A 22,081-nucleotide genomic window follows, 5' to 3' on the forward strand; every position below is an offset into this window, starting at 1 on the left:
CGTTCCGCCAAAGCGCGTGTGTAGTGGTCACGTGGATACTTCGGCCTATCTAAGACTGATTTGCGGATAACTCCCAGAGACATGCGCTCCTAGGTGCCTGCCCTGTGCTATCTGAATCGCCATTTTTCCGCCGTGAGCCGCCACGTTGAGTGCGACTCCATCCGTGTCGCCGAGTGTGTAGTCATTACCGGTCATTCGTGCGTGCCAATCGGCCGTTTCCGAGAGTGCCCATCGCCAATCGAAGGAGTGCTCATCAAGCTTAAAAAAAGCGGAGATTCTGTTTCGGCTTCGTCACTCGGTGACGACTAGCTAACCTGCTTGCTACCCAGTATCAACGCTACGCCCCCCAGCACAGTCACAGATGCAACGATTATCCTTACGCTAACGCCTTCACCGAGAAAAAATACCTGCCAGCAAAGCCAGGATTGCTGATCCACAGCCCACACGGAAACAGCTTTGATCTTACGATGGATGAGATGTCACTTCCCTGCTGTATCACGGGTCACTTCATGGAGTGCTTGGGCAACCTTCGTTGTTTCCGCCCTTAGGTAAAATTGCAACCGGGTTAGCGGCCTGATGTGTTGCGCTAGATAGATGAGACTTTTTGCTCCAAGACTGAAAATTCTCGCGCCAGAGTCTATGGTAGGTAGTTGCAGCTGCGGTCTACGTCTAATAACTAGACGCAGTGATAGCCCTTTGCGGACTTCACGCCTGATTGGAGCGTTTCATGCCCCTGCATAGCACGCAGATCCCCCCCCAGCGAACTCGCAGCGCTCGTCAACGACCACTTTTCGGAACGTGGAATCAGGCCGGACGGGGTCATTGCTCAGTCCTGGTATCGCAGTGTCGTGGAGCACCGCCTCGATCCTGGCGCGGCAAGCCGTAAGAACATCCTCAGCGCCGAGGACATCCGTCGCCATCAGCAACAACACCAGCAATACCTATCCATCGCCAGTCAGGGCGTCAGTGGACTGGCGCGACGTGTGGTGCCCGCCGGCTTCGCCGTGCTGCTGAGCGACGAACACGGCATCACCCTGGATTCCCGGCTGCCCAGCCAGCACGACACCTACACACGATCAGGGCTGGTGGTGGCGCGCGGTGGGACGAGTCGGTAGTGGGCACCAATGGCATTGGCACGACCCTGGCGGCCGCGCAGCCGCTGATCATTCATCGTGAGGAGCACTTCCTGGCGTCCAACTTCCGCTTGAGCTGCTCGGTGGCACCGATCTTCGACGCCCAAGGCCTGTTGCGCGGCTGCCTGAATGCGACTTGCATGAACAGCGACGGTCCCCGGGAAAGCCAGTACCTCACACTGCAACTGGTCATCCTGTACGCGCGCCTGATCGAGAACGCACACTTTCGCCAGAGCTATCGCGACCGCCTCACTTTATCCTTCAAACCCATCGATGAGATCGCCGACTTGGCGAATGAACAATTGCTCGCTCTGAATGATAGCAGCTGCGTCATCGGGGCCAATCGTGCCGCTTTTGTCGCTTTTGGGTTGGCCGGCAAGCCAACGCTGCTCGGCGCGCCGTCGACAGCCTGCTGCCGACCACGGTGGACGAACTGCTTCAACTCACCAACGGCGGCGCCCAGGGCGTGCGCTTACGGGGTCGTCAGGACGAAGCGTTGCTGGATGTCGGCCTGTGCATCCCTTCCGAACGGCACCGCCCGCTCCCCGTCGCCCGCCCCGCCCGTCAGGCCCACCCGGACCTGCAGCAACTCACCGGCCTCGACGCCCGGCTACAGCAAAACACTCGGCGCGTGCGCAAGGTAATCGACAAGGGCATCCCGATCCTTATTACCGGCGAAACCGGCACCGGCAAGGAAGCGTTTGCCCGTGCAATCCACCATGCGAGCAACCGCCGCGCGGGGCCTTTCGTGGCGTTGAACTGCGCGGCGATTCCCGAGACGTTGATCGAGAGCGAGCTGTTCGGTTATCGCGCCGGCAGCTTCACGGGCGCCAACCGAAAAGGCATGAAAGGCAAACTCGAACTGGCGAACGGCGGCACGCTGTTTCTCGATGAAATCGGCGACATGCCTGCCCACCTGCAAACCCGCTTGCTGCGGGTGCTGGCGGAGCGTGAAATCTCGCCCCTGGGGGCCGAGACGCCGGTGATGCTGGATGTCCAAGTGATCTCAGCCACACACCAGGATCTGAACACAATGATCGGCGAGAAGCGCTTTCGCGAAGACTTGTTCTACCGCCTCGCCGGGATGAACCTCGCACTGCCGGCCTTGCGCGAACGCAGCGACCGAGCCGAGCTGATCGAAACGCTGCTCGCTGCCCAGACCGGCGCCCGCGGCTTACGGCTGCACACCGATGCCCCGTCAATGCCTGTTCGATCCCACCTGGCCCGGTAACATTCGCCAGTTGCTCAATAGCCTGCGCTACGCGGTGGCCCTGGCTATTGCACCCGAAGACCATTAGCCTGTGATTGTAAAAAAACACATCAACGCATTCAGGGAAACTGATCTAAAAGAACAGCTGGAAGCTGCTGGCATCCAGGAATTCGTGGTAATAGGCGCAATGAGCCACATGTGATACCGATCCTGAATCAGCTCGCGCATGGCACGTTCAGGAGCCTTGTCGGCCAAGGTGACAGGATCGAAGACCCACGTCCCCCCTGTCTTCGACATCAGCTTTGCGCGAAAGTAGGGTTGAATAGCAACAGCGGCAGCCTCAGCTAGCTGCTCTGCAAAAACGTGGTACTCATTCATCAAGCTAGCTGCGTGGATCGCCGCATACCAGGCAAGTGCCGCAAGCCAGCTCAATACAGAAATCTCGTCCACTGTACTAGCCGAACAGTTCATGAGCATGACTTCCAGCGATGTGAAACTGCGCGCCATTGTCGGGCTGATCCATCCCCCGCTATCGGATATGGCGATCGATACGATCGTGATGAATGCCGTCAATACCTTCCTCTATGGAGTGACCGCTCGCACGGACTCATCACGCAGTTCCTGCAAACAAGCGTGACCTTGTATTTGATCACCTCGCGGAAACTGGGAATACTTGCAGATGTTCGGTCTTCACATTGATCACTGAGATGAAGGCCTAGACGGCAGCTGCTTTCGTGATGTATCTCAATTCACGGGCGTTTGTGGGATGAGAACTGGCCCCGAAGCGACATAATTAGCACCTAGAATCCTGGAGCGAGAAACGAATTTAGTATCCCAGCAGAATATAAGGTTTCCCGTTATTTGTGGGAGCAGATAGTGATTCTCGACTGTAAATCACACTGTACAGGTAGCGGAGACGTTAACGGATGATCGCCTTCCAGATGCCAGGTTCTGACCCTATAAAAAAAGGGACGGTTTTCTATGATGACACTAGCCTAAACGTCCCTCCCTCGAACTCCGTCCGCGATAAACGCTCACGTAAATCGGCATCCAATCTCGAATCCTCGGGCCGGTACAATCGAGTCCGCTTCAGAGCATCCTCTTGATCAATATGGGTGCCCAAGAAAGTCCACACCACACGCGTGCATGTCGGTGCGCGTTGGTCTGTAGCCGATACCCCTAGCTTCAGTCCATTGAGCCGAGACAAACGGCTTTTGTAGCTAGGAATCAGGATGGTCTGGGTGATCTCATTATTCGTCAGCGATTCGTAATCGAGAAGAAACACTCGGTCTCGCAGGTAGTAGGCAATTCCCTTGTACAGGTATCGCTCAAAAATTTCTTGCCCCGCCTCGACCGTTTGTACTCGCTCATGACGCTCATACACCACCTGTCCAGCTTCCTCGTGCAAATGGACCAATGAGCAAATGATTTGGCCGGGCTCGGTCATGGCGTAGTAATACTCATAGTAATACCCAAGCAACGTCGAGGCTCCGTCTGACGAGCATTTGCCTAGATGATCGAACATCCTCAACGCGGCGCTCAGCGGCTCGGTTGTTCGAGAGCGCGATGGGACACCAATCAGGGGGAGAAACTGCTCGGTTGGCAGCGCGATCTCGCCCTCCTCCACGCCGAAGAAATCACAAATTCGCTTCAGGTTGTAAGGCGTGGGTCGGCTGCTGCCGTTCAGATACTTGGTGAACTGCCCCCGGTTGATCTTCAGTTTGCGGCACACCTCTGCGACAGATCGATAATGGCGGCACAGATGGTACAGGTTTGATGAAAAGTGATCATACATACTTGAAATTTTCAGTCTCAGAGCGACAAGCCCATTAAAGTAGCAGCAACTCGCATCAGATAATGGCGCTTCGAGCACTTGCTTATGAGAAGACATTAACGAAATATTGCCCTCGCAAACCGTCGCGAAACATCTTCACGTAAGTCACTGCAACATATGGTAAGGAATACCACATGCTCGAAGTCATAAACGACTTCCTTCCAGGGAAAGGTCTTGTCACTGTCAACCTCACATCCGTTTCACTATGTGTAATAGACACGCAAGTTTCTTCAGAATATTTCTGTCTATTACCCGCATGGCAACCCTCTCATGCTCGCTGCATGTATCAGCGTGAGCCTCTCAAAGACAATGCTTTGGCAGTGAGTTCAAGCCTGAACCGTGTTGATCCGCGGCGTCTTCGAGTACTCATTCATAACGCGTACGATCCGCGAACAACGCAACGCTGCGCCCTCTCCAATGCAATATCTAGAAATCATCAGCTGTCTACCAGTTAAACGGGTATGTGCCTTGACGCATTGAATCTTTCGTCGTTCCCAAGCATGCAGTTCCATAGATGGACATTGCAGGCTATGGAAAGACTCATGATCAAAATGAACAGTTCAACGGCACCCACGCTTACTACCGTGTGCTAAAGACGGCATTTCAATCTAGCAGTCTGCCTGAACATCCCTGCATGTATTCGTAAAGCTCACTGTACCCATGAAACATTTGCAAACAGTTTACGAACTACGCCGTTGCTGAGCCCAACCATGACCTGACCGCTGCAACCAAAGCGCGCATTAGCGACGCTCGTTTGCCTTGAAACATTATTACCCGTGCTCTATCAGGCGCGATCAATCGTCAAGGAATGTCAACCATGCCTATGCATATTGATTCAAAACCTCCCCTTCATGAGCTTCGCATTTTGCGACTTTCAGACGTCGAGCAAAAAACGGGGCTCAAGCGCTCGTTCCTTTACAGCCTGATGAATCAGGGCAAATTCCCAAAATCCGTCCGCCTAGGCGTTCGGGCCGTAGGCTGGGATGCCACGGAAGTCGATCAGTGGATTGCCGATCGTTTAAGCGATCGCGGCTAAGGAGTTATGCGAGCGTGGCATCAACCTTCCCTACACAAGATCAGGCGTCTAAACGTGTTTCAAATGCGCCTTGCGAAAACGCTGTCTCGGCATGCTCGAGCGATCCAGAGGTCGAAACGCCTATGGTCGTCACACTGGACTGCTTGAAGCCCTACGACCTGGACCCGAGGGTCACGCGCAATCCCAAGTACGATGAAATCAAGGCGTCCATCCGCCAGCGTGGACTCGACTCGCCGCCGCCGATTACCCGGCGTCCAGGTGAATCTTGTTTCCGCGTGCGCAACGGTGGCAACACGCGGCTTTCGATCCTGCGCGAGCTCTGGTCTGAAACAAAGGACGAGCAGTTTTATCATCTGACCTGCACGTTTCGCCCTTGGCCCGAGCGCGGTGAAATCATTTCCCTGACAGGCCACCTAGCTGAGAATGAAATGCGCGGCGGTCTGACATTTATCGAGCGCGCGCTCGGCGTTGAGAAAGCCAGGGAGCTTTACGAGCTTGAGAGCGGAGCGCCGCTTTCCCAGTCAGAGCTGTCCAGGCGCTTAACCTCGGACGGCTACCCTGTTCACCAATCCCACATCAGCCGGATGCGAGATGCGATTCACTACTTGCTGCCTGCGATTCCCAACGTTCTGTACGGAGGGCTAGGCCGACATCAAGTCGAGCGCCTTGCTGTGCTTCGACGGACCTGTGCCAAGATCTGGGATGAGCATGCAAAAACAAAAATCCTGACCATCGATTTTGCATCCCTTTTTCAGGAAGCTCTGATGTTATTTGATGGAGCAACGGCCGATTTTTCTATCGACCGCGCTCAGGATGAGGTCATTGGGCAAATGGCTCATTACTTGGGTGTTGACTACGACACGCTGGCCTTGGCGTCTGAGGCAGGCGAAAAACGTGAGCAGGCATTAACTCACGTTCCGAGTCATCGCTACGCGCCCTGCCCTCCAAAAACGGCTGCTTCGGACACCGGTCTGGACCTCCCAACCGTCCCGTCTATCCCGACTGGCCCTCCAACGAAAACTGTTCAGGCGCTTAAAGAGCCTGACCATCCGGATGCATCTGGTTCTGATCGCCTGCAATCCATCCAAGCGTTGGTGGCCAGACATACGGGCGATGAACCCTCTCTGGCATCTGACGTCCTGCCGTTTTCACAAGGGAGTCTCTTCCCTATTTCGGACATCTGGAACATTGATCCGGCACTGGATGAGCCACAACGCCTGCGGATACATATCAGCCAATTCGCACGTGAAATTTGTCAGGACGTTGCCCAGGCCGACCTCATCACCGAAGTGGATGAAGGGATCGGCTTTCGTTGTCGCCTCGAGACGGTACCCGAGCATCCCTCACAGTTAACCTTGGTCGCCTTGCTCGAGACATTGACGACCAATTCCTCTGTACCAAGCGTCCCGATGCAAATCGGCCCTCTTTTATTGGGAAGCGCACATCGGGATGCCCAAGCATACCGATTGAGCGACGCCAATCTGATCAAATTGTTTCGCTTGATTCGTTTAGCCCGACGCTTGATTGACCTCAAATCAGAATTTGGCACCGACCAGAACATGCACACCAAGGAGGACTCATGACGACACCCCATCCGATCAACCAAGCCGTTATAGCCCAGGCGCTGCATGATCTGCGCAACGGCCAACTCAGACGCTGCAAGACCATGGGATTTGCTGATGAGGATTTGGCCGCCCTAAAGGAGCCCGGGCTGATCAGTGTCCTGCTCAATGCCCGTGTGCCTTGGTGCACGGTCCAGATAAACCGTGGCGTACTGCAGAAAATCCTCGGTCAGGCAGAAGACGTGGGGCTAGAAATCGCCAGTGTTGATCGGATGCTGCACCTGGGCGCCAGTACGGAGATGGTCAGTCAGTTCTACGGTCTGACTCATCAGGAAGTGGCCCTGCGTCGCAACATTTTGGGACTGCCCAAGCGTAAAGGCCGGCATCAGGTGCTCAGCGAAGCACAGGACACACTGCTCTGGGAGCGTTGGCATCCACAATTCAAGGCACGAAAAATTTCGGTAGACGATGACCGAGCTTTACTGGACCTGACGCTTGATCTGGCTGAGGAGCTTTCGTACCCGGCCTCTGTGGTTTGGGCATCATTGCGTGACTGGATCAATCAAGGGTTGGTCTAGCATGATGAAAAGCTCGGCCCCCAAACCTCTCTCCTCCGTGCTTGATAGCGCCCTGAAGAGTTTGTGTGCCCAGAGCACGCAAGGGAATGGGGACGGTTTCCTGTTCAGTGGCAACCGCCATGAAACCGTCCCCAGGGCGTTGCTTCTCGATGAGCGTTTGACCCCGCTTGAACGCAATGCCTGGCAAGTTTTTCGGCTGCTGCTCAACGACGACGGAGTCACCGCTTTTCCGACCTATGACCAGTTACGTAAGTATCTGGCCTCCGTACCCTGCGGCGCCCTGGCCTCCCATGAGTCAGTTGCGAAGACCTTGACACTCCTGCGTCTGACGAGGTGGTTGAGCTTGGCCCGTCGACGGCGAGATGCGTGTACCGGACGTATGCTCGGTAACCTGTATGTCCTGCATGATCGCCCTTTGACGCCCTTTGAAGCTATGCAGATCGATCCCGAATACATGGTATTGGTCAGCCACACGCTCAAGCACGCCAATAAGGGTATTCAGCGCGTCGGATTGGCGGTGCTCGAAGAAATAAGCCATGACCCCAGCGTCCAGACTCAATTGCTGCCCAGCCATCTACAGGTTTTAGCCTTGCGTCTGCAGCAAGCGCAGGCCGTCAATGTTGCGCCAGATATGCCGACCGAAGAACGTATCTCTCAGGCTCTTCGGAAACAAAACGCCCCGTCTTCGGTATCCGAACCAGGGTCCAAAGCCCCGCAGGACCACTCTCTTCGGCATCCGAAGCCTGCGAGTATGTTAAGTACAAAAGCGTTAAAAACACTACGTACTGGCGAGTGTTCGCAGGAAGGTTTCGAGCTGGATCTCCCTCCCCGCTTTTCATCGCTCACGCCTGCACAGCAATCGGGTGCCAAAGTGGCGTTGCAGCGATTGCCAGGCGAATTGCGGCAGGCAGTCCTGGATGAATGGGCAGCTCGGTGTCGAGAGGCCCACATACGCAATCCAGCCGGCTACCTGTTTGGCATTTTGCAGAAAGCGTTGCAGGGTCAATTCACCGTCTGGGCAGCCAAGGAACAAGCTCCTGAATCGGGTGGAACGAAGCCCAGCCCCAAGCAAACTCAGAAGACGGAGCGGGACCCAGCTGTTGCTCACGCCTATCTGGACGAGCTCAAGGGCCTGCTGAAGGAACGATGACGGCAGGGTATCGAGCTATCCCCTGGGGATAGCTGTCGCCCCCACCTCCGCAATCACCAATCACCAATCACCAATCACCAATCACCAATCACCAATCAGGCTCGCACTGCCTGCGCTTTGTTCAATGACAGCGTCCCGCCGTGCCGCAAAGCTGGGCACCCTCCCACAGTCCCTGAGTGACTTCCCATGGCAAACGACCTGCAACTGAACCTCGGTACATTGCGCAGTAGCGTGCAATTGACCTTGCACACCCATCACGCCTCTCGCATCTGGCATGGGCGAGACGCCTCCCAAGGCCGAGCAACGATCATCGGCCTCAACGGTTTTATTGCCGTCATGAACAAAATGAAACGTGGCGCGGAATTGGATGACCCCTACGCCGACGCTTGGATGTTAAGAATCGAAGACAAGCTCAACGCTACCAAAGACATCCTCAACGTCTTGAATGAGCAGGTGAACCTGGCGCTCGCAGAAGTGCCTTCCGCCTTGAGCTTGGGCGAGAACCTTAATGTGCAGCCGGTCAAGCTACCGCTATTTGTCAACGCCCAACTTGGCTTCATGGCGGTGTATCTGTTGGCAGACTATGACGACCTGGCGCGACGTCTGATCCTGGCTCATCACACCGCATTGATTGATCGCTCCAGCTTAGAACGCTGGCTTAACGAAGGGGCGCACGCTTTGCGAAGCCTGTTCAGCCTGGCTCAACAGTACAAATCATCCGGCTTGAACCGTGAGGACTATCAGGCCAATACCTCTTTGGCGATATCGGCCAAAGAACGTTTTGGTGAGATTGATCAAGACATTCTGGAAGGCACCCGTCGCTCGCGCTTTGCCCCGCCCTTGGTGCGCCGGCTCACGATCAGCGCCCCTCAAAGGGACGAAGAGAACACCCTGGATGTTGCCATCGACAGTGAAGCGCATAGCCCTCATGAACCTGTCTCCAGCGCTCGGGAGCAGCCAGCAGAGGACGAGCGCTGATGGCATTGCACTATTTCAAACCTTTGGTTCATTCAGAGCTCGAGCAACTGCAGCATGCGGCCTACCTAAAAGGCCTTTTACAGCCTTTTAAAGGTAAGGGCTGTTTGGAGGACTGGGCCAGCGATTGCAATGCACTTCGTGACGGTCTGATTGAGCTAGCGCAGGCACGAATCCTGACCCAAGCTCGGCGTTATCCCTTCAACCTGCTGGCAGCCCAGTTGACCCGCCACAGCACGGGGGCTGGGACGACCTTTCTGCGCTGGCGCAACCCCGACCGAACCAACATGGGGGTATTCCTGTGGCAGCAATGCATTGAACACGAGGCCACCCCCAATCTGCTGATTGACGACCTCTACGCACTGGAGCAACAGCGGATCGTGCTGAATATGCAAATCAGCATGACCCACGTCCTGGCCCGCCAAGCCAATGACTGCGCCATCAAGATGGCGCATGCCGAAGCGGTCTATCAACACTGCGTTAAACAACGCGCCCTTGTATAAGCGAGCCCCTCATGAGCACTCATTTTTTCGGTGAAGGTAATATCGGATCGGCGCCCGAATTTCGGGAATTCAACAACCGCAATGACGAGCCCAGGCGTCTGCTGAGGCTCAACGTTTATTTCGACAACCCTGTCCCTGTCAAAGACGGCTATGAAGATCGAGGCGGCTTCTGGGCGCCGGTTGAAATCTGGCACCGTGAAGCAGAGCACTGGAGCACGCTGTATCAAAAAGGCATGCGGGTGATGGTCGAAGGACGCTCGGTCAAGGAGGAATGGGCCGATGCGGATGAGAACGCACGAGTGACGTTCAAAATCGAAGCGCGGCGTGTGGGCATCCTGCCCTACCGGGTCGAACGGGTCACACTGGGTGGTAAATCATCTGCCGCCGCTACTGATGGTGACGACCACCCGCATTGATCCTAAGAAGCGGGAGAGCGGCTGGCCCAGTCGTCAGTCGCTCTATTGCCCCAAAACGCTCTCAAGCCCTACTGCGTTGTGAGTGTCCACTGACGTCCATCCTGTTCCAGCCAGCGGCACATGACGAATTCGCTGGTGCAAAGCCCCCCTGCTCCCAAGCCTGGCTCATGGTTGCCTCTGCCGACTGATCATCAATACGCTCTGATGCAGAATCGGTTTGAGAGTCGCGCGCACCGTCTCCTCTCATGCATCTTCCTGCCCTCTCAACTGCTTTGCTGGGCATGACATGCGACTCTTTCTGTGTGAAAAACCTTCCCAGGGCAAAGACATTGCCAGGGTACTTGGCGCCCGACAACGTGGCAGCGGCTGCTTCAAAGGCGTGGGTATCAGTGTGACCTGGTGCATCGGACACTTGGTCGAAGCGGCACCACCTGAAGCTTATGATGAACGCTTCAAACAGTGGTCGCTGGACCATCTGCCCATCATTCCGAGCTCGTGGCGTGTCCACGTCAAAGCGAACACGGCGGCTCAGTACAAAATCGTCAAACAGCTACTGGCCCAAACATCTGAATTGGTGATCGCCACTGATGCGGATCGCGAAGGCGAGATGATTGCTCGCGAGGTGCTTGAGCTGTGTCAGTACCGCGGTTCTATCCAGCGACTGTGGCTGTCAGCACTTAACGAAGCCTCCATCCGCAAAGCCCTGAGTCAGCTACGACAGGCAGAAGAAACTCAGTCCCTCTACCATTCTGCCCTTGCCCGCTCACGAGCGGATTGGCTGATCGGCATGAACATGAGCCGACTGTTTACCCTCCTGGGCCGACAGGCAGGGCTCAACGGAGTGTTGTCGGTGGGACGTGTGCAAACGCCGACCTTACGCTTAGTGGTTGATCGGGATCGCGAGATCGAACGATTTGTACCAACGCCTTACTGGGTTATCCAGGTGAAGCTTGAAGTACTGGGGCAAGCGTTTACAGCGCAGTGGGTGGTACCCGACAGTGCCACTGACGAAGCTGGCCGCTGCATCAGGCAAGCCATCGCTTTGCAGTCGCAGCAGAGCCTCAGAGCGACAGGGATTGCACAGGTATTGGAGGTTGAGACGCAACGAACTCGAGAGGCTCCGCCGCTCCCCTTCGACTTGAGCACCTTGCAAGAAGTTTGCTCAAGACGCTTGGGCTACGGCGTGCAGGAAACATTGGACATTGCTCAATCGCTTTATGAGACCCACAAAGCGACGACCTATCCGCGCACAGACTCAGGCTACCTTCCCGAAAGCATGTTGCACGAGGCAGAAGCGGTCTTCGCTGCACTGATAAAGAGCGATCCTGGCGTGGGCCCTTTGGTGCAATCCGTCGATCCCACGTTGCGCTCCCGGGCTTGGAACGATAGCCATGTCAGCGCGCATCACGGCATTATCCCGACACTGGAACCGTTTGATCGGTTGGCCTTAAGCGAACGCGAATGCGCGGTCTATGAGTTGATTCGTGCCCGTTATCTGGCGCAGTTTCTGCCCCCTCATGAGTACGACCGCACCGCCGTGAAGCTCACCTGTGGCAACCATGCATTGAAAGCCCATGGCAAACACGTCGTGGAATCAGGTTGGCACCAAGTATTGGGTAGCGAATGCCCCCCCAACGACGACGAAGCGTCGCCACGCAGCCAAGCGCTACCAGACCTGCATTCGGGTGTTTGCTGCAACGTGGTGGACGTGGAGCTAAAGTCCCTCAAGACTCAGCCCCCCAAAGCTTATACCCAGGGAGAGCTGATCAAGGCCATGAAAGGCGTGGCCAAACTGGTGACAGACCCAAGGCTGAAGCAGGTTCTCAAGGAGACGACAGGCATCGGTACAGAAGCCACACGGGCCAATATCATCAGCGGTTTGCTGAGCCGAGGGTATCTGTACATCAAAGGGCGATCTGTACGGGCTTCTGAGGCAGCCTTCACCTTGATCGATTCGGTACCTCCCGCCATAGCGGACCCGGCCACCACCGCCATCTGGGAGCAGGCGTTCGACATGATCGAGGCCGGCCAACTGACGCTGGAGGATTTCCTAGCAAAACAAACCGCCTGGATCAGCCAGTTGGTCGAGCATTACCGTACGACGACCTTGGCGCTCCATAGCCCTGGCGGCCCGAGTTGCCCTTTGTGTGGGGCGCCGATGCGTCAACGTGACGGCAAGCACAACAGGTTTTGGTCCTGTACTCGGTATCCAGAATGTCGGGGGGCTTTACCCATCGCCTCGCAAGGGAGGGTGCCCCCACGCCACCGAAAGCCGCGTCGTTCAAAACCTGGAAACGCTTGAACGACCTTGCCCAAGCTCGCTTCTCCTTCTGAAACAGCGAGCGCGCCAAGCCGAGCAATAGCCGGTGGCACGGAGGAACACATCGTCTGAGCTGTGCCTGCAGCATGATGGTTCAGTAGGACAGTGCCGTGCTGAAGGGTCCCCTGATCGCCTTCCCCGGGGCGATCAGGAGACCCTTTAGGGTGGACATAGTCGGTACCGGACCCCGCCGGTCAAACAACGAGCTCCTTTTGTACGCGGATGTGTGCCTGATGATACCGACCCACGCCACGAAACGGGTCGGGTGCGATGCTTGTGAAGGCGCCTGGCCTGACGACCGCCAAGCCCGGAACAGCCCCACGGGTGGCCTCTCTGTTCAAGCCGAAGGTCACGCCTTCGGCGCCTTTGTCCTTTCTCCCACTTTGCGCCGTGTCCGACACCGCTCGGGCACAGAAAGGCGCGCCTGCAAAGGACATACCCCCATGATTCAAACCTCTCCGCCACTGCAATACGCCAGTGTTTGCAGCGGGATTGAAGCGGTGACCGTCGCCTGGAAGCCTTTAGGTCTCACCCCGGCTTGGTTTTCCGAAATAGCACCGTTCCCTTGTGCGGTGCTGGCCCATCATTACCCAGCCGTACCTAATCTCGGTGACATGAAGCGACTGGCTCGCCGGGCACTCGACAGAACCATTGCTGCTCCTGCCATTCTGATTGGCGGCACGCCGTGCCAGGCATTCAGTGTGGCGGGTTTTCGCGCGGGCCTCGCAGATGCTCGAGGTGCTCTGACTCTTACATTTGTGGAGCTTGCCAATGCAATCGATCAAGTCCGAATACAACGAAAGGAACCTGAAGCCATCATCGTCTGGGAAAACGTTCTCGGCGTGCTCAACGATAGGGGTAACGCCTTCGGATGTTTTCTCGCAGCACTGGCTGGCGAAGAACATGAACTCGTCCCCCCAAGGAAGACTTGGTCGCACTCAGGTGTTGTGTTTGGTCCCCAAAGAACAGTCGCGTGGCGCGTCCTGGATGCCCAATATTTCGGCCTGGCCCAACGACGCCGTCGTGTGTTCCTTGTCGCAAGTGCTCGTGTGGGATTCGATCCCGCCGCGGTACTTTTTGAGCGCCAAGGCCCGCGCCGGGATACTGCGCCGCACCGCACGCTACAAACGCAGGCTGCCACCCCTGCTGGCGCAGGCCTTGCAACCTTAAGTGCCCCCTTACGCGCCGTCGCGTTCAGCAACGCTTATGGCATGGCCAACGGCCAAGGCGGGGCTGAGGCGGCGTTGGAATGCTGCCCTACACTGACCTGCAATCACGACGTTGCGATTGTGGTGTGTGGCACAGCACACGGCCCCGTCTGTGATACCTCAATTCCCCATCTGCTGCACCAAAACGTTATCGCATGCAACAGCTGCCACGCGCGTCCTACGGCCAGGCGCCTGCTTCCCATTGAGTGTGAGCGCTTGCAGGGACTACCCGATAACTACACACGCATTCCCAGGCGTCATTACGCCATAAGGCGCATCAGCCACCGTCGGCCTCTGGACATGTGGGAAGTCACCGACAATGGCTGGATGCTGATGGCTGCTGACGGCCCCCGTTACAAGGTCATAGGCAACTCAATGGCCGTCCCCTGCCTGACTTGGCTCGGTAAACGTTTGCTCGACGTGCTTAGAAATCCGGAGTCTTTCAGCGAGGTATTGATCACTGACAGGCCGGCTAAGAAAAACCATTCTTGACCACGCAAGTCTGATCACTGATCAGCGCATGCCCAGGCAGCTAGGGTCTTCAAAGCTGCGTCGTGAAATGTTTCACGCCGGCCCCGCCCAGTCCGCCCGGCATCGTTTCCGTGGACGTGCGCCTTCGAAGGCGTTGATGCCTGTCTTTCGCCGTGAGGGTTACCCACACCTTTCATTTAAATCAGATCCAAGGAGTCATTAGCGATGAAAAACGCTCCCGCTACTCAACTGTCGTCCCTGTCCCAGCCTAAGCCAGCCGCACAACTTGCTGATGTCGGCAATACAGCAGCCGCTTTCTTCGCCGCTTGGAAAAAAGGCGTTGCCTTAGCCGGTTTCACCTATTTTGGTGACGGTTCTAAAGCTGGCTTCAACAAGGCCAATTGCCGATGGGATCTGCGTCCCATCATGCGATTGATCGATAAAAACTTCGAAGTCCTGAGCAATCAGGAACGGATATTAATAGCTGCAATGGTGAGCTTCCACGACACCCAAAAAGGTTGTGAGTTGCTCAAGCAGGCAGGGGTTAAAGGCTTGGCTGACCTGGGCCTTTTAGACCCTCTACAGCGAGGCATTATTGCTTCGCTGATCCTTCATTACCACGGCTGGTAATCAGCCTCTTTATTCACTGGGGCCTGGCAGTTTTCCCCACTTTTCAAACCAATCACCCATTGGGGGCGACTGCCCCTTCGGGAGAGGCGCCTCCATCGTTATTCCTAGCCTGGAGGCATGTCATGAATCCTACGTTTGATGAAACGACCTATTTTGACCTTCACATCACTGGACTGGGTTACCTCAATCGCATTCGTGAAGTGAAGCTCAAGAAAGGTGAATCATTCCTAGCTTGCGACATCGCAGCGCTCAATGGTCCGACGGACTGCGCTGAGTATCGGCGTTTCGACGTTCGTGTCACAGGCGAAGATGCTCAGGTACTGGTTCGGCGCTGTGCCAGAGCCGTTGAGTTGGACCGTAAGGTCCTGGTTGGTTTTCGTCTGGGAGACCCCTGGGTGGACACGTTCACTTACTCCAAAGGCATTAACCAGGGACAGTTGGGTGTGAGCTTCAAGGCCCGATTGCTCTTGTTGAACTGGATCAAGATCGACGGTGTTTTGGTGCATAAGCGCGAACCTTCGAATCAAGACGGCCTGAAATCCGAAGCTACAACTCAACCAGTGAATGCAGCCCCTCCATCACCCGAAGAGGACTTTGCATTCTGATCTCAGATCCGGCTACGGGTCTTGGTTTTTCCTCAACGTCGTCATTCAACGTCGACGTTTGAAGCTCCCACCCTCCCTCGTAAGCCATGACGCCCGAGGGCGGTGTCATGGCCCCACTTTTTGAATAGGAAGCAGACCATGATTGTTATCAAATTTGGAGATTCGGCCAAACCCTGGTCCGAGCACGGCGCTTTGGTTATGACCCCGGGCGTTGATGCACTGATGAAAACGAAACGATTAGATCCGTTCCATTACTTCGGCCGTCACATCTTGGGCGACTGGGGCGATATCTGTGATGAAGATCGTCAGCTCAATGAAGATGCGCTGCAATCGGGTTATCGTCTGATGTCTGCCTACGATGTTGAACCTGGCTTGAGATTGTGGGTTATCACCGAAGCTGATCGTACCGTGACCACCATTCTTCTACCTGAGGAATATTGAGGCCTGCGGCCAGACCTCTCTAGCACTTCAGTTAATCCTCGCAACGGCCTCCTCGGAGGCCGTTTTCTTTGATGGCCTTGAAACAGGTAACGGGTCATTACCTATTGATGGCTGCTACAGAGTCACCTGCTTGAGATCGTTCGCATATCCCATCCAGGAACTCCTAATATGCCCACGATACAGATGCGTCTGCTGCCCTTCATGCTGTTGAGCCACCTAACCCTGACTGCGTGCCTGTCTACGGAACGAACATCCCTAGAACAGGCGGTGCCGAGTCTGCCCCAGCCCTCTTCCGAGCACTACATCCCCGTTCAACGATATGGTCGATACACCCTGGTGGAACTGGCGCCGCACGTTGCACAACAAAACCTTCTGCTTCAAGCGATCGATATCGATCTTCCCGGCAATTGGTCCATCTCAGTTGCTGATGCGCTGCGCTATGTCCTTTTGCGCTCGGGGTATCGACTATGTGATCGCACACCAGAAAACGCGGCACTGTTTGCCCTCCCCCTCCCTGCACCTCACCTGAAGCTCGGCCCTGTTCAACTTCGCGACGCGTTACAGACGCTTGCGGGGCCAGCCTGGGCGCTGCAAACCGATGATCAGCTTCGCCTGGTCTGCTTCATCCCTGTTGCCGGGGCTGCCAAACCCAGCCCTACAGCACAAGCGGCAGTCAATCTGGAGGTCGCACAATGATATACGCCACCCTGCCTGGGCCTCGTTTGCACAGTCGCCTTAAACGCTGGACGCCTGCGCTTGTATTCACGCTGATGAGCTGCGTGCTCGCCTCTCATCAGGTGTCGTTGTCGAAGCTGGCCCAGGGTCTGAGCGACCATCCTGACGTTAATCGCCTGGAGCATCTTGAAAGTACGGTGTTAGGGCTAGAGCAAGCTGTCCTGCAAGTGCAACAGACAGCGAGACACGTACCCAATCGTAACGACCTGGAGGATCTGCAGGTTGATCTGAACAAGCGCCTGGTAGACCTGGAGAACACCTTAGCAACACATACGGCGCAGCAGGATTTGCAACCATTGCTGCAACGATTGGAGCGGCTCGAATCCAGTCAGAAATCAATCACGCAAACTCCCACTCCCACTCCCACTCCCAAACAAGCCAAGCCCTCTATTCAAAAACCGAAGAAAGGCGCTGAGCCTAGCTTCCAGATCTTGGGTCTGGAGCTACGAGGCGCAGTGCAGTTTCTGTCTGTCGCACCAGTAGGTGTCCAAGCGCTGGATCAAAGCCAACTTTTGAGGATCGGCGATACCTATCTCGGCTGGAGGCTTGAGCACCTCGACGAGCAGACGGCAGTGTTTTCTGTCGACGGCATCACGCACAAATTGAACGTTCGATAGGAGTGGCTATGTTCCACTTGCATTTACTGCCCTTGCTGGCCCTGTCGCTATGTTGTGGGGTTCAGGCACAACACTTCACTCCGAGTACCCTCGCTGGGCTCAAGTCCAAGCCACAAACCGATACGGCGGTTTCTCTTGAAAGCGCGTTATTGGCTCAACAATGGGGGTTGGAGCGAGAAGAATTCGACCGTTTCACTGCACTGATGCGCGGCCCACTGGGTACGTACTCCCCTCACCTGGACCCATTGAGCGCTTTGGGGATCGAGGCCCGAACTGATGCTGAACGGCAGCACTATGCCCAGCTTCAGGTTGAAGCCGAAGCTGTACGTGTCGAGAAGTTACTCTCCTATCAACGTGCCTATGATCAAGCATGGAAAAACCGATTTCCGGGGATGGTACTGATCAACCCTCCTCCGTTGCACAGTCCACTACTGATCAAGACCGCCGGAAGAAAATCTGTTTTCGTGCGCCTTGACTGTGCTGAATGCGAGCATCGGGTCAGGCAACTACAAGCCTCAGGGACAGCGTTCGATCTTTACATCATTGATAGCCAACATGACGACAACGGCATTCGTCAGTGGGCTCATAAAGTCGGGATCAGACCCATCAAGGTTCGAGACGGAACCATTTCAATCAACCATGACAAAGGACGTTGGGTATCGATCGGTGATGCCGGAGAACTGCCGGCTGTGATGCAGGAGGTCAATGGCAGGTGGGTGCGACAGTGAGTACTTGCAGTCCACTGCTTCGCCTCCTGAGCCTCGCCAGTCTTTTTGGGATGGGTTTTGCTGAAGGGGCCGTGACCGCTCTGGAACCTCCCCCAGCCTACGGTTCAACTGCGCGGCGAATGGGAGTGCCTGCGGAACTGTTGTTTGCAGTGGCGCTACAGGAAAGCGGCGTCACGCTGCGAGGCCAACGAATGCCATGGCCCTGGACGCTCAACATCGCGGGGGACTCCCGTTATTTTTCCAGAGAATCTGATGCCTGCGACACGCTTCAACGAGCCCTCAAGCACCACCCTCCCTCGCAAATAGACGCAGGTCTGGTCCAGATCAACCTGGGTCACCAACGCCATTTCTATCGGCACCCTTGTGAGTTGCTGCAACCTCATCGGAATCTGGAGGTTGCCGCCACCATCCTGCGTAACCATCACCGCCAGGGCGAAGATTGGCTCCTAGCTGCTGGTCGTTATCACCGTCCGGCAGGCGGACCGTTGGCTACACGCTACCGAGATCGCATCCGCAAACACCTGGACCAATTGGCTTCAAAAAGGAGACTGCAACCATGAAAAATACCATTGGGTGGATATGCATTCTTTTAGCACTCCATTGCACTCCATGCATGGCGGACAAATCGATGCCTCAATACGCAGAGGACCGCTTTCGCGAAGACGACCTACTGCCGATTCACTCCAAGACCTTGTCCCCCGGAACCGTTAAACGCAGGCCCCTGAATGCCTCTGGTTTACCGGCATTCTTCCTGATCGGAGACGACGCGCTTTCACGATCTTGGCTTAGGCAGCGACTACCCCAACTGACCAAGCTCAAGGCCGCCGGGTTGGTCGTCAATGTGGAGTCCAACGCATCACTCATTCAACTTCGTCAGTTAGCGCCAGGTCTCACCCTGTCTCCCGTCTCCGCCGATGATCTGGCCCAACGACTGCAACTTCAACACTACCCCGTTTTAGTCACGGCCAGCAGTATCGAGCAATAACCATGACGCACAACCATGGCATTGAAACGCTGCTACGACCGGCGGTGGAGTTGTATAGCGTCGCTGCATGCAGCTCCGGGGCGATCCTATGTATCACAGCGCCGTGGTCATTAGCCCTAGCGCCTGCTATCGGTGCAGCCGCGGCCTGCGCCTTCGCGGTTCTAGGCGTCATTCGCCTAAACCAGGCATGCACCGTTTTGCGCTATCGCAGGCAGATGAGGCGATTGCCACGCTATATGATGACCAGCCGTGAAATCCCAGTCAGTCATCAGCGCCTGTTTGTGGGAAAAGGATTTCGTTGGGATCAACGCCATACCCACCGACTGATGCAGACTTACCGACCGGAATTCCGACGTTATGTAGAACCCTCGATTCTGTACAAGTGGGCGCGCCGGCTGGAAGCAAGACTTGAATTCTCCCCTCACCCGTTGAGCCAGCTCCCCCGTCTCACTGGCTGGGACCATCCACTGAACCCGATGAGGCCATTACCGCCAGTGGGGGGTATGCCACGGCTTCATGCTGTAGAGCTTCAAGAATTGGATGTCTCCCTCCCCTTGGGTGAGAGGGTCGGTCACACGCTCGTGCTAGGCACCACTCGAGTTGGAAAAACTCGACTTGCCGAGCTATTCATCAGCCAGGACATTCGTCGCGGCGAGGTCTGCATCGTTTTCGATCCAAAGGGTGATGCCGAGCTGCTCAAGCGCATGTACGTTGAGACCCAACGTGCAGGTCGCGATGACGAATTCTATGTCTTTCACCTAGGACAACCCACAATCTCAGCCCGATACAACGCCATCGGCCGTTTCGGACGTATCACTGAGGTGGCATCCCGAATTGCCGGACAACTATCCGGTGAAGGTAACTCTGCTGCTTTCAGGGAGTTTGCCTGGCGCTTCGTCAACATCATCGCTCGTGCCCTGGTTGAACTGGGCCAACGTCCGGATTATTTGCTGATCCAGCGGCACGTGATCAACATCGACGCGCTATTCATCGAATATGCGGCTCACTTCTTTGCCGAAAAAGCTCCCAAGGCTTGGGACGTCATCGTGCAACTGGAAGCCAGGATCAATGAAAAAAACACTCCGCGGCACATGATGGGTCGTGAGAAACGGGTCGTGGCGATTGAGCAATACCTGGCGCAGGCACGCCTGTATGATCCTGTGCTCGACGGACTGCGTTCAGCCGTGCGCTATGACCGGACCTATTTCGACAAGATCGTCGCCTCCCTACTGCCTCTGCTGGAAAAACTCACCACGGGTGAGATCGCCCATCTATTGGCTCCCGACTACACCAATCTGAATGACTCGCGACCGATCTTTGACTGGATGGAAGTCATGCGCAAACGTGCTGTCGTTTACGTTGGCCTCGATGCACTTTCGGATGCCGAGGTGGCCTCTGCCGTGGGTAACTCCATGTTTTCGGACCTGGTGTCTGTGGCCGGTCACATCTACAAGTTCGGGGTGGACTTTGGGTTGGATAAAGCAGTGGCAGATAAGAAAATCCCCATCAACCTCCATGCCGATGAATTCAACGAGCTGATGGGAGACGAATTCATCCCGATGATTAACAAAGGTGGTGGTGCCGGGATTCAGGTCACGGCCTACACCCAGACGCTCAGTGATATCGAGGCACGAATCGGAAACCGGGCCAAGGCGGGCCAGGTCATCGGCAACTTCAATAATCTGTTCATGTTGCGCGTTCGTGAAACGGCCACAGCCGAGTTACTCACCAACCAGTTGCCCAAGGTGGAGGTGTATACGGCCTCGGTGATGAGCGCTGCTACCGACAGCTCAGACCCGCATGGCAACACTGCCTTCACTTCCAATACTCAGGATCGAGTCACCGCCACCTCAGTACCCATGATTGAGCCTGCCCATGTGGTCGCCCTGCCCAAAGGGCAAGCCTTCGGATTGATTGAAGGCGGTCAGCTTTGGAAGATTCGCATGCCACTCCCCGCACCAGATCCCGATGAAGTGATGCCCAGGGACCTCCAAATGATGGCCAGCTACATGCGTAAACGTTACGTCGCGGCGGATGATTGGTTGAATTTGGCAGCCTTGCTCTATCAAGATGCCCCACTGCCAAAGGATCTACTCGAAGAGTCTGCACCGTCCGAGCAGACCGAAGAATGAGCGAACCGTCATCGACAGCGCAACGTCAGCAGCGGCAGCAACAGGGATTTGTGGTCGGTTTGATTACACTGCCTTTCCGGTTTGTCGCTGTGTTGTTCGGGGCGCTGTTGCTGAACATCGTGATCGAGTGTATCGGTATTTATGCCTTCTGGCCTGAAGATGGCTGGCGACATTCAAGACAGATGTTTGAATATGAGCTGGCCCAGTTGTCCAATGACTTCAAACGCAGCGCATTGGTGCAAGAACCAGGTGGCAGCGCCAATGCAATTGTCCAGTTGGTGTATGAAGGTGTGCTGATCAAGACCGGAATCATTAGGTCTCTGAAAGAAACATCGGAGAGCGCGACCCGAGCCCACGCTGAGGCGCTTCACCAACCTCACTACTACATTGCGCTGCTGTACATACACTTGGAAAACAACCTGATCGCTGCGGCATTTTGCGTCCTGGTGTTCGTCGTTCGGCTGATGGTGCTGTTTCTCTCAGTGCCGCTGTTGTTTATGGCGGCCTTCATCGGCTTGGTGGATGGACTCGTACAACGTGACATCCGTCGTTTCGGTGCAGGTCGTGAGTCAGGCTACGTCTACCATCGAGCCAAGGCCTGTGTGATGCCGTTGCTGACATGGCCCTGGGTCATTTACCTGGCGCTGCCTGTGAGCTTGAATGCTGCCTGGATTCTGTTACCTGGTGCGATTTTTCTGGCAATCACTCTTTCCCTAGCAGCCAGTAGATTCAAGAAATATCTCTGACCGTTGCTAGTGATATATCGGCGATCAATAGGGGGTTCTCCCATGACATATTGATCGCAGCATCAG

At 55.7% G+C, this 22,081-nt stretch carries 23 protein-coding genes and 3 pseudogenes; 24 read left to right on the forward strand and 2 right to left on the reverse strand.

Translation table 11 applies throughout. From position 1 onward, the window contains the following. Positions 1-848 precede the first annotated feature (848 nt). From BLT00_RS32280 to BLT00_RS31970, 4 genes and pseudogenes are all read left to right on the forward strand, one after another. Complete coding sequence (locus BLT00_RS32280; RefSeq protein WP_170867270.1) at positions 849-1,115, forward strand: hypothetical protein; 267 nt, start codon at positions 849-851, stop codon at positions 1,113-1,115. Then, positions 1,115-1,294, forward strand: a pseudogene (locus tag BLT00_RS32670) (GAF domain-containing protein); the annotation flags it as partial. The gene BLT00_RS32280 and the pseudogene BLT00_RS32670, both read left to right, overlap by 1 nt. A 263-nt stretch (positions 1,295-1,557) precedes the next feature. Then, entirely contained in the window at positions 1,558-2,364 is an 807-nt protein-coding gene (locus tag BLT00_RS32290) for a sigma-54-dependent Fis family transcriptional regulator (RefSeq protein WP_170867269.1), read from the forward strand. A gap of 67 nt (positions 2,365-2,431) precedes the next feature. Then, positions 2,432-2,542: pseudogene (locus BLT00_RS31970) on the forward strand (isochorismatase family protein); the annotation flags it as partial. 2 nt (positions 2,543-2,544) lie between these two features. Here the strand turns inward: BLT00_RS31970 and BLT00_RS28300 are convergent. Then, positions 2,545-2,721 (reverse strand): annotated as a pseudogene (locus BLT00_RS28300) (histidinol-phosphatase); the annotation flags it as partial. Positions 2,722-2,818: 97 nt separating this feature from the next. Here BLT00_RS28300 and BLT00_RS32675 point away from each other — a divergent pair. Further along, complete coding sequence (locus BLT00_RS32675; RefSeq protein WP_371856971.1) at positions 2,819-2,980, forward strand: hypothetical protein; 162 nt, start codon at positions 2,819-2,821, stop codon at positions 2,978-2,980. Positions 2,981-3,322: 342 nt separating this feature from the next. Here the strand turns inward: BLT00_RS32675 and BLT00_RS28310 are convergent, their stop codons facing one another. Next, positions 3,323-4,234, reverse strand: coding sequence for a helix-turn-helix domain-containing protein (locus BLT00_RS28310; protein WP_371856969.1), 912 nt, complete (start codon positions 4,232-4,234; stop codon positions 3,323-3,325). A 766-nt stretch (positions 4,235-5,000) separates the two neighbouring features. On the opposite strand from BLT00_RS28310, the gene BLT00_RS28315 reads away from it, so the two are divergent. The 19 genes from BLT00_RS28315 to BLT00_RS28405 all read left to right on the forward strand — a co-directional run bounded on the left by BLT00_RS28315 (position 5,001) and on the right by BLT00_RS28405 (position 22,015). After that, complete coding sequence (locus BLT00_RS28315; protein WP_092254354.1) at positions 5,001-5,213, forward strand: AlpA family transcriptional regulator; 213 nt, start codon at positions 5,001-5,003, stop codon at positions 5,211-5,213. A gap of 14 nt (positions 5,214-5,227) precedes the next feature. After that, on the forward strand, positions 5,228-6,796 hold the full coding sequence (locus BLT00_RS28320) for a ParB family protein (protein WP_256572629.1): 1,569 nt from the start codon (positions 5,228-5,230) through the stop codon (positions 6,794-6,796). After that, positions 6,793-7,353: a DUF2857 domain-containing protein gene (locus tag BLT00_RS28325; RefSeq protein WP_092148069.1), complete on the forward strand. Its 561-nt coding sequence runs from the start codon at positions 6,793-6,795 to the stop codon at positions 7,351-7,353. The genes BLT00_RS28320 and BLT00_RS28325 overlap by 4 nt, the downstream gene beginning before the upstream one ends. A gap of 4 nt (positions 7,354-7,357) precedes the next feature. Next, positions 7,358-8,503 carry an STY4528 family pathogenicity island replication protein gene (locus BLT00_RS28330; RefSeq protein ID WP_092148200.1) on the forward strand — a complete coding sequence of 382 codons (1,146 nt, stop codon included), beginning with the start codon at positions 7,358-7,360 and terminating at the stop codon, positions 8,501-8,503. A 186-nt stretch (positions 8,504-8,689) separates the two neighbouring features. Beyond that, positions 8,690-9,481 carry a PFL_4669 family integrating conjugative element protein gene (locus BLT00_RS28335; RefSeq protein ID WP_092148072.1) on the forward strand — a complete coding sequence of 264 codons (792 nt, stop codon included), beginning with the start codon at positions 8,690-8,692 and terminating at the stop codon, positions 9,479-9,481. Further along, positions 9,481-9,981, forward strand: coding sequence for a DUF3158 family protein (locus BLT00_RS28340; RefSeq protein ID WP_092148074.1), 501 nt, complete (start codon positions 9,481-9,483; stop codon positions 9,979-9,981). The genes BLT00_RS28335 and BLT00_RS28340 overlap by 1 nt, the downstream gene beginning before the upstream one ends. 11 nt (positions 9,982-9,992) lie before the next feature. After that, positions 9,993-10,397, forward strand: coding sequence for a single-stranded DNA-binding protein (locus BLT00_RS28345; protein ID WP_063321915.1), 405 nt, complete (start codon positions 9,993-9,995; stop codon positions 10,395-10,397). Positions 10,398-10,683: 286 nt separating this feature from the next. Next, positions 10,684-12,699, forward strand: coding sequence for a DNA topoisomerase III (locus tag BLT00_RS28350; protein WP_092148077.1), 2,016 nt, complete (start codon positions 10,684-10,686; stop codon positions 12,697-12,699). A gap of 461 nt (positions 12,700-13,160) precedes the next feature. Then, the gene (locus BLT00_RS28355) at positions 13,161-14,417 is read left to right on the forward strand and encodes a DNA cytosine methyltransferase (protein ID WP_092148083.1); all 1,257 of its coding nucleotides are present in this window, start codon (positions 13,161-13,163) and stop codon (positions 14,415-14,417) included. 204 nt (positions 14,418-14,621) lie between these two features. Next, a complete protein-coding gene (locus BLT00_RS28360; RefSeq protein WP_092148086.1) occupies positions 14,622-15,026 on the forward strand; it encodes a hypothetical protein in 405 nt (134 codons plus the stop codon). A gap of 122 nt (positions 15,027-15,148) precedes the next feature. Further along, the gene (locus BLT00_RS28365) at positions 15,149-15,631 is read left to right on the forward strand and encodes an STY4534 family ICE replication protein (protein WP_092148089.1); all 483 of its coding nucleotides are present in this window, start codon (positions 15,149-15,151) and stop codon (positions 15,629-15,631) included. A gap of 138 nt (positions 15,632-15,769) precedes the next feature. Continuing rightward, entirely contained in the window at positions 15,770-16,072 is a 303-nt protein-coding gene (locus BLT00_RS28370) for a hypothetical protein (RefSeq protein ID WP_092148092.1), read from the forward strand. A 168-nt stretch (positions 16,073-16,240) separates the two neighbouring features. Beyond that, on the forward strand, positions 16,241-16,768 hold the full coding sequence (locus tag BLT00_RS28375; RefSeq protein WP_092148095.1) for a PFGI-1 class ICE element type IV pilus protein PilL2: 528 nt from the start codon (positions 16,241-16,243) through the stop codon (positions 16,766-16,768). Continuing rightward, positions 16,765-17,424: a hypothetical protein gene (locus tag BLT00_RS28380; RefSeq protein WP_092148098.1), complete on the forward strand. Its 660-nt coding sequence runs from the start codon at positions 16,765-16,767 to the stop codon at positions 17,422-17,424. Before BLT00_RS28375 ends, BLT00_RS28380 begins: the two co-directional genes overlap by 4 nt. A 17-nt stretch (positions 17,425-17,441) precedes the next feature. Continuing rightward, positions 17,442-18,152 (forward strand): TIGR03759 family integrating conjugative element protein, encoded by a 711-nt coding sequence (locus tag BLT00_RS28385; protein ID WP_371856972.1) that lies wholly within the window; start codon positions 17,442-17,444, stop codon positions 18,150-18,152. Between the two features lie 119 nt (positions 18,153-18,271). Further along, positions 18,272-18,712 (forward strand): transglycosylase SLT domain-containing protein, encoded by a 441-nt coding sequence (locus BLT00_RS28390; protein WP_256572654.1) that lies wholly within the window; start codon positions 18,272-18,274, stop codon positions 18,710-18,712. 53 nt (positions 18,713-18,765) lie between these two features. Next, positions 18,766-19,137 (forward strand): integrating conjugative element protein, encoded by a 372-nt coding sequence (locus BLT00_RS28395; RefSeq protein ID WP_256326576.1) that lies wholly within the window; start codon positions 18,766-18,768, stop codon positions 19,135-19,137. 2 nt (positions 19,138-19,139) lie between these two features. Beyond that, positions 19,140-21,269 (forward strand): type IV conjugative transfer system coupling protein TraD, encoded by a 2,130-nt coding sequence (gene traD, locus BLT00_RS28400; RefSeq protein ID WP_092148106.1) that lies wholly within the window; start codon positions 19,140-19,142, stop codon positions 21,267-21,269. After that, on the forward strand, positions 21,266-22,015 hold the full coding sequence (locus BLT00_RS28405; RefSeq protein ID WP_092148109.1) for a TIGR03747 family integrating conjugative element membrane protein: 750 nt from the start codon (positions 21,266-21,268) through the stop codon (positions 22,013-22,015). Before traD ends, BLT00_RS28405 begins: the two co-directional genes overlap by 4 nt. Positions 22,016-22,081 lie beyond the last annotated feature (66 nt).

The organism is Pseudomonas sp. NFACC51 (assembly GCF_900103575.1).
GTDB classification, from domain to species: Bacteria; Pseudomonadota; Gammaproteobacteria; order Pseudomonadales; family Pseudomonadaceae; genus Aquipseudomonas; species Aquipseudomonas fluorescens_Q.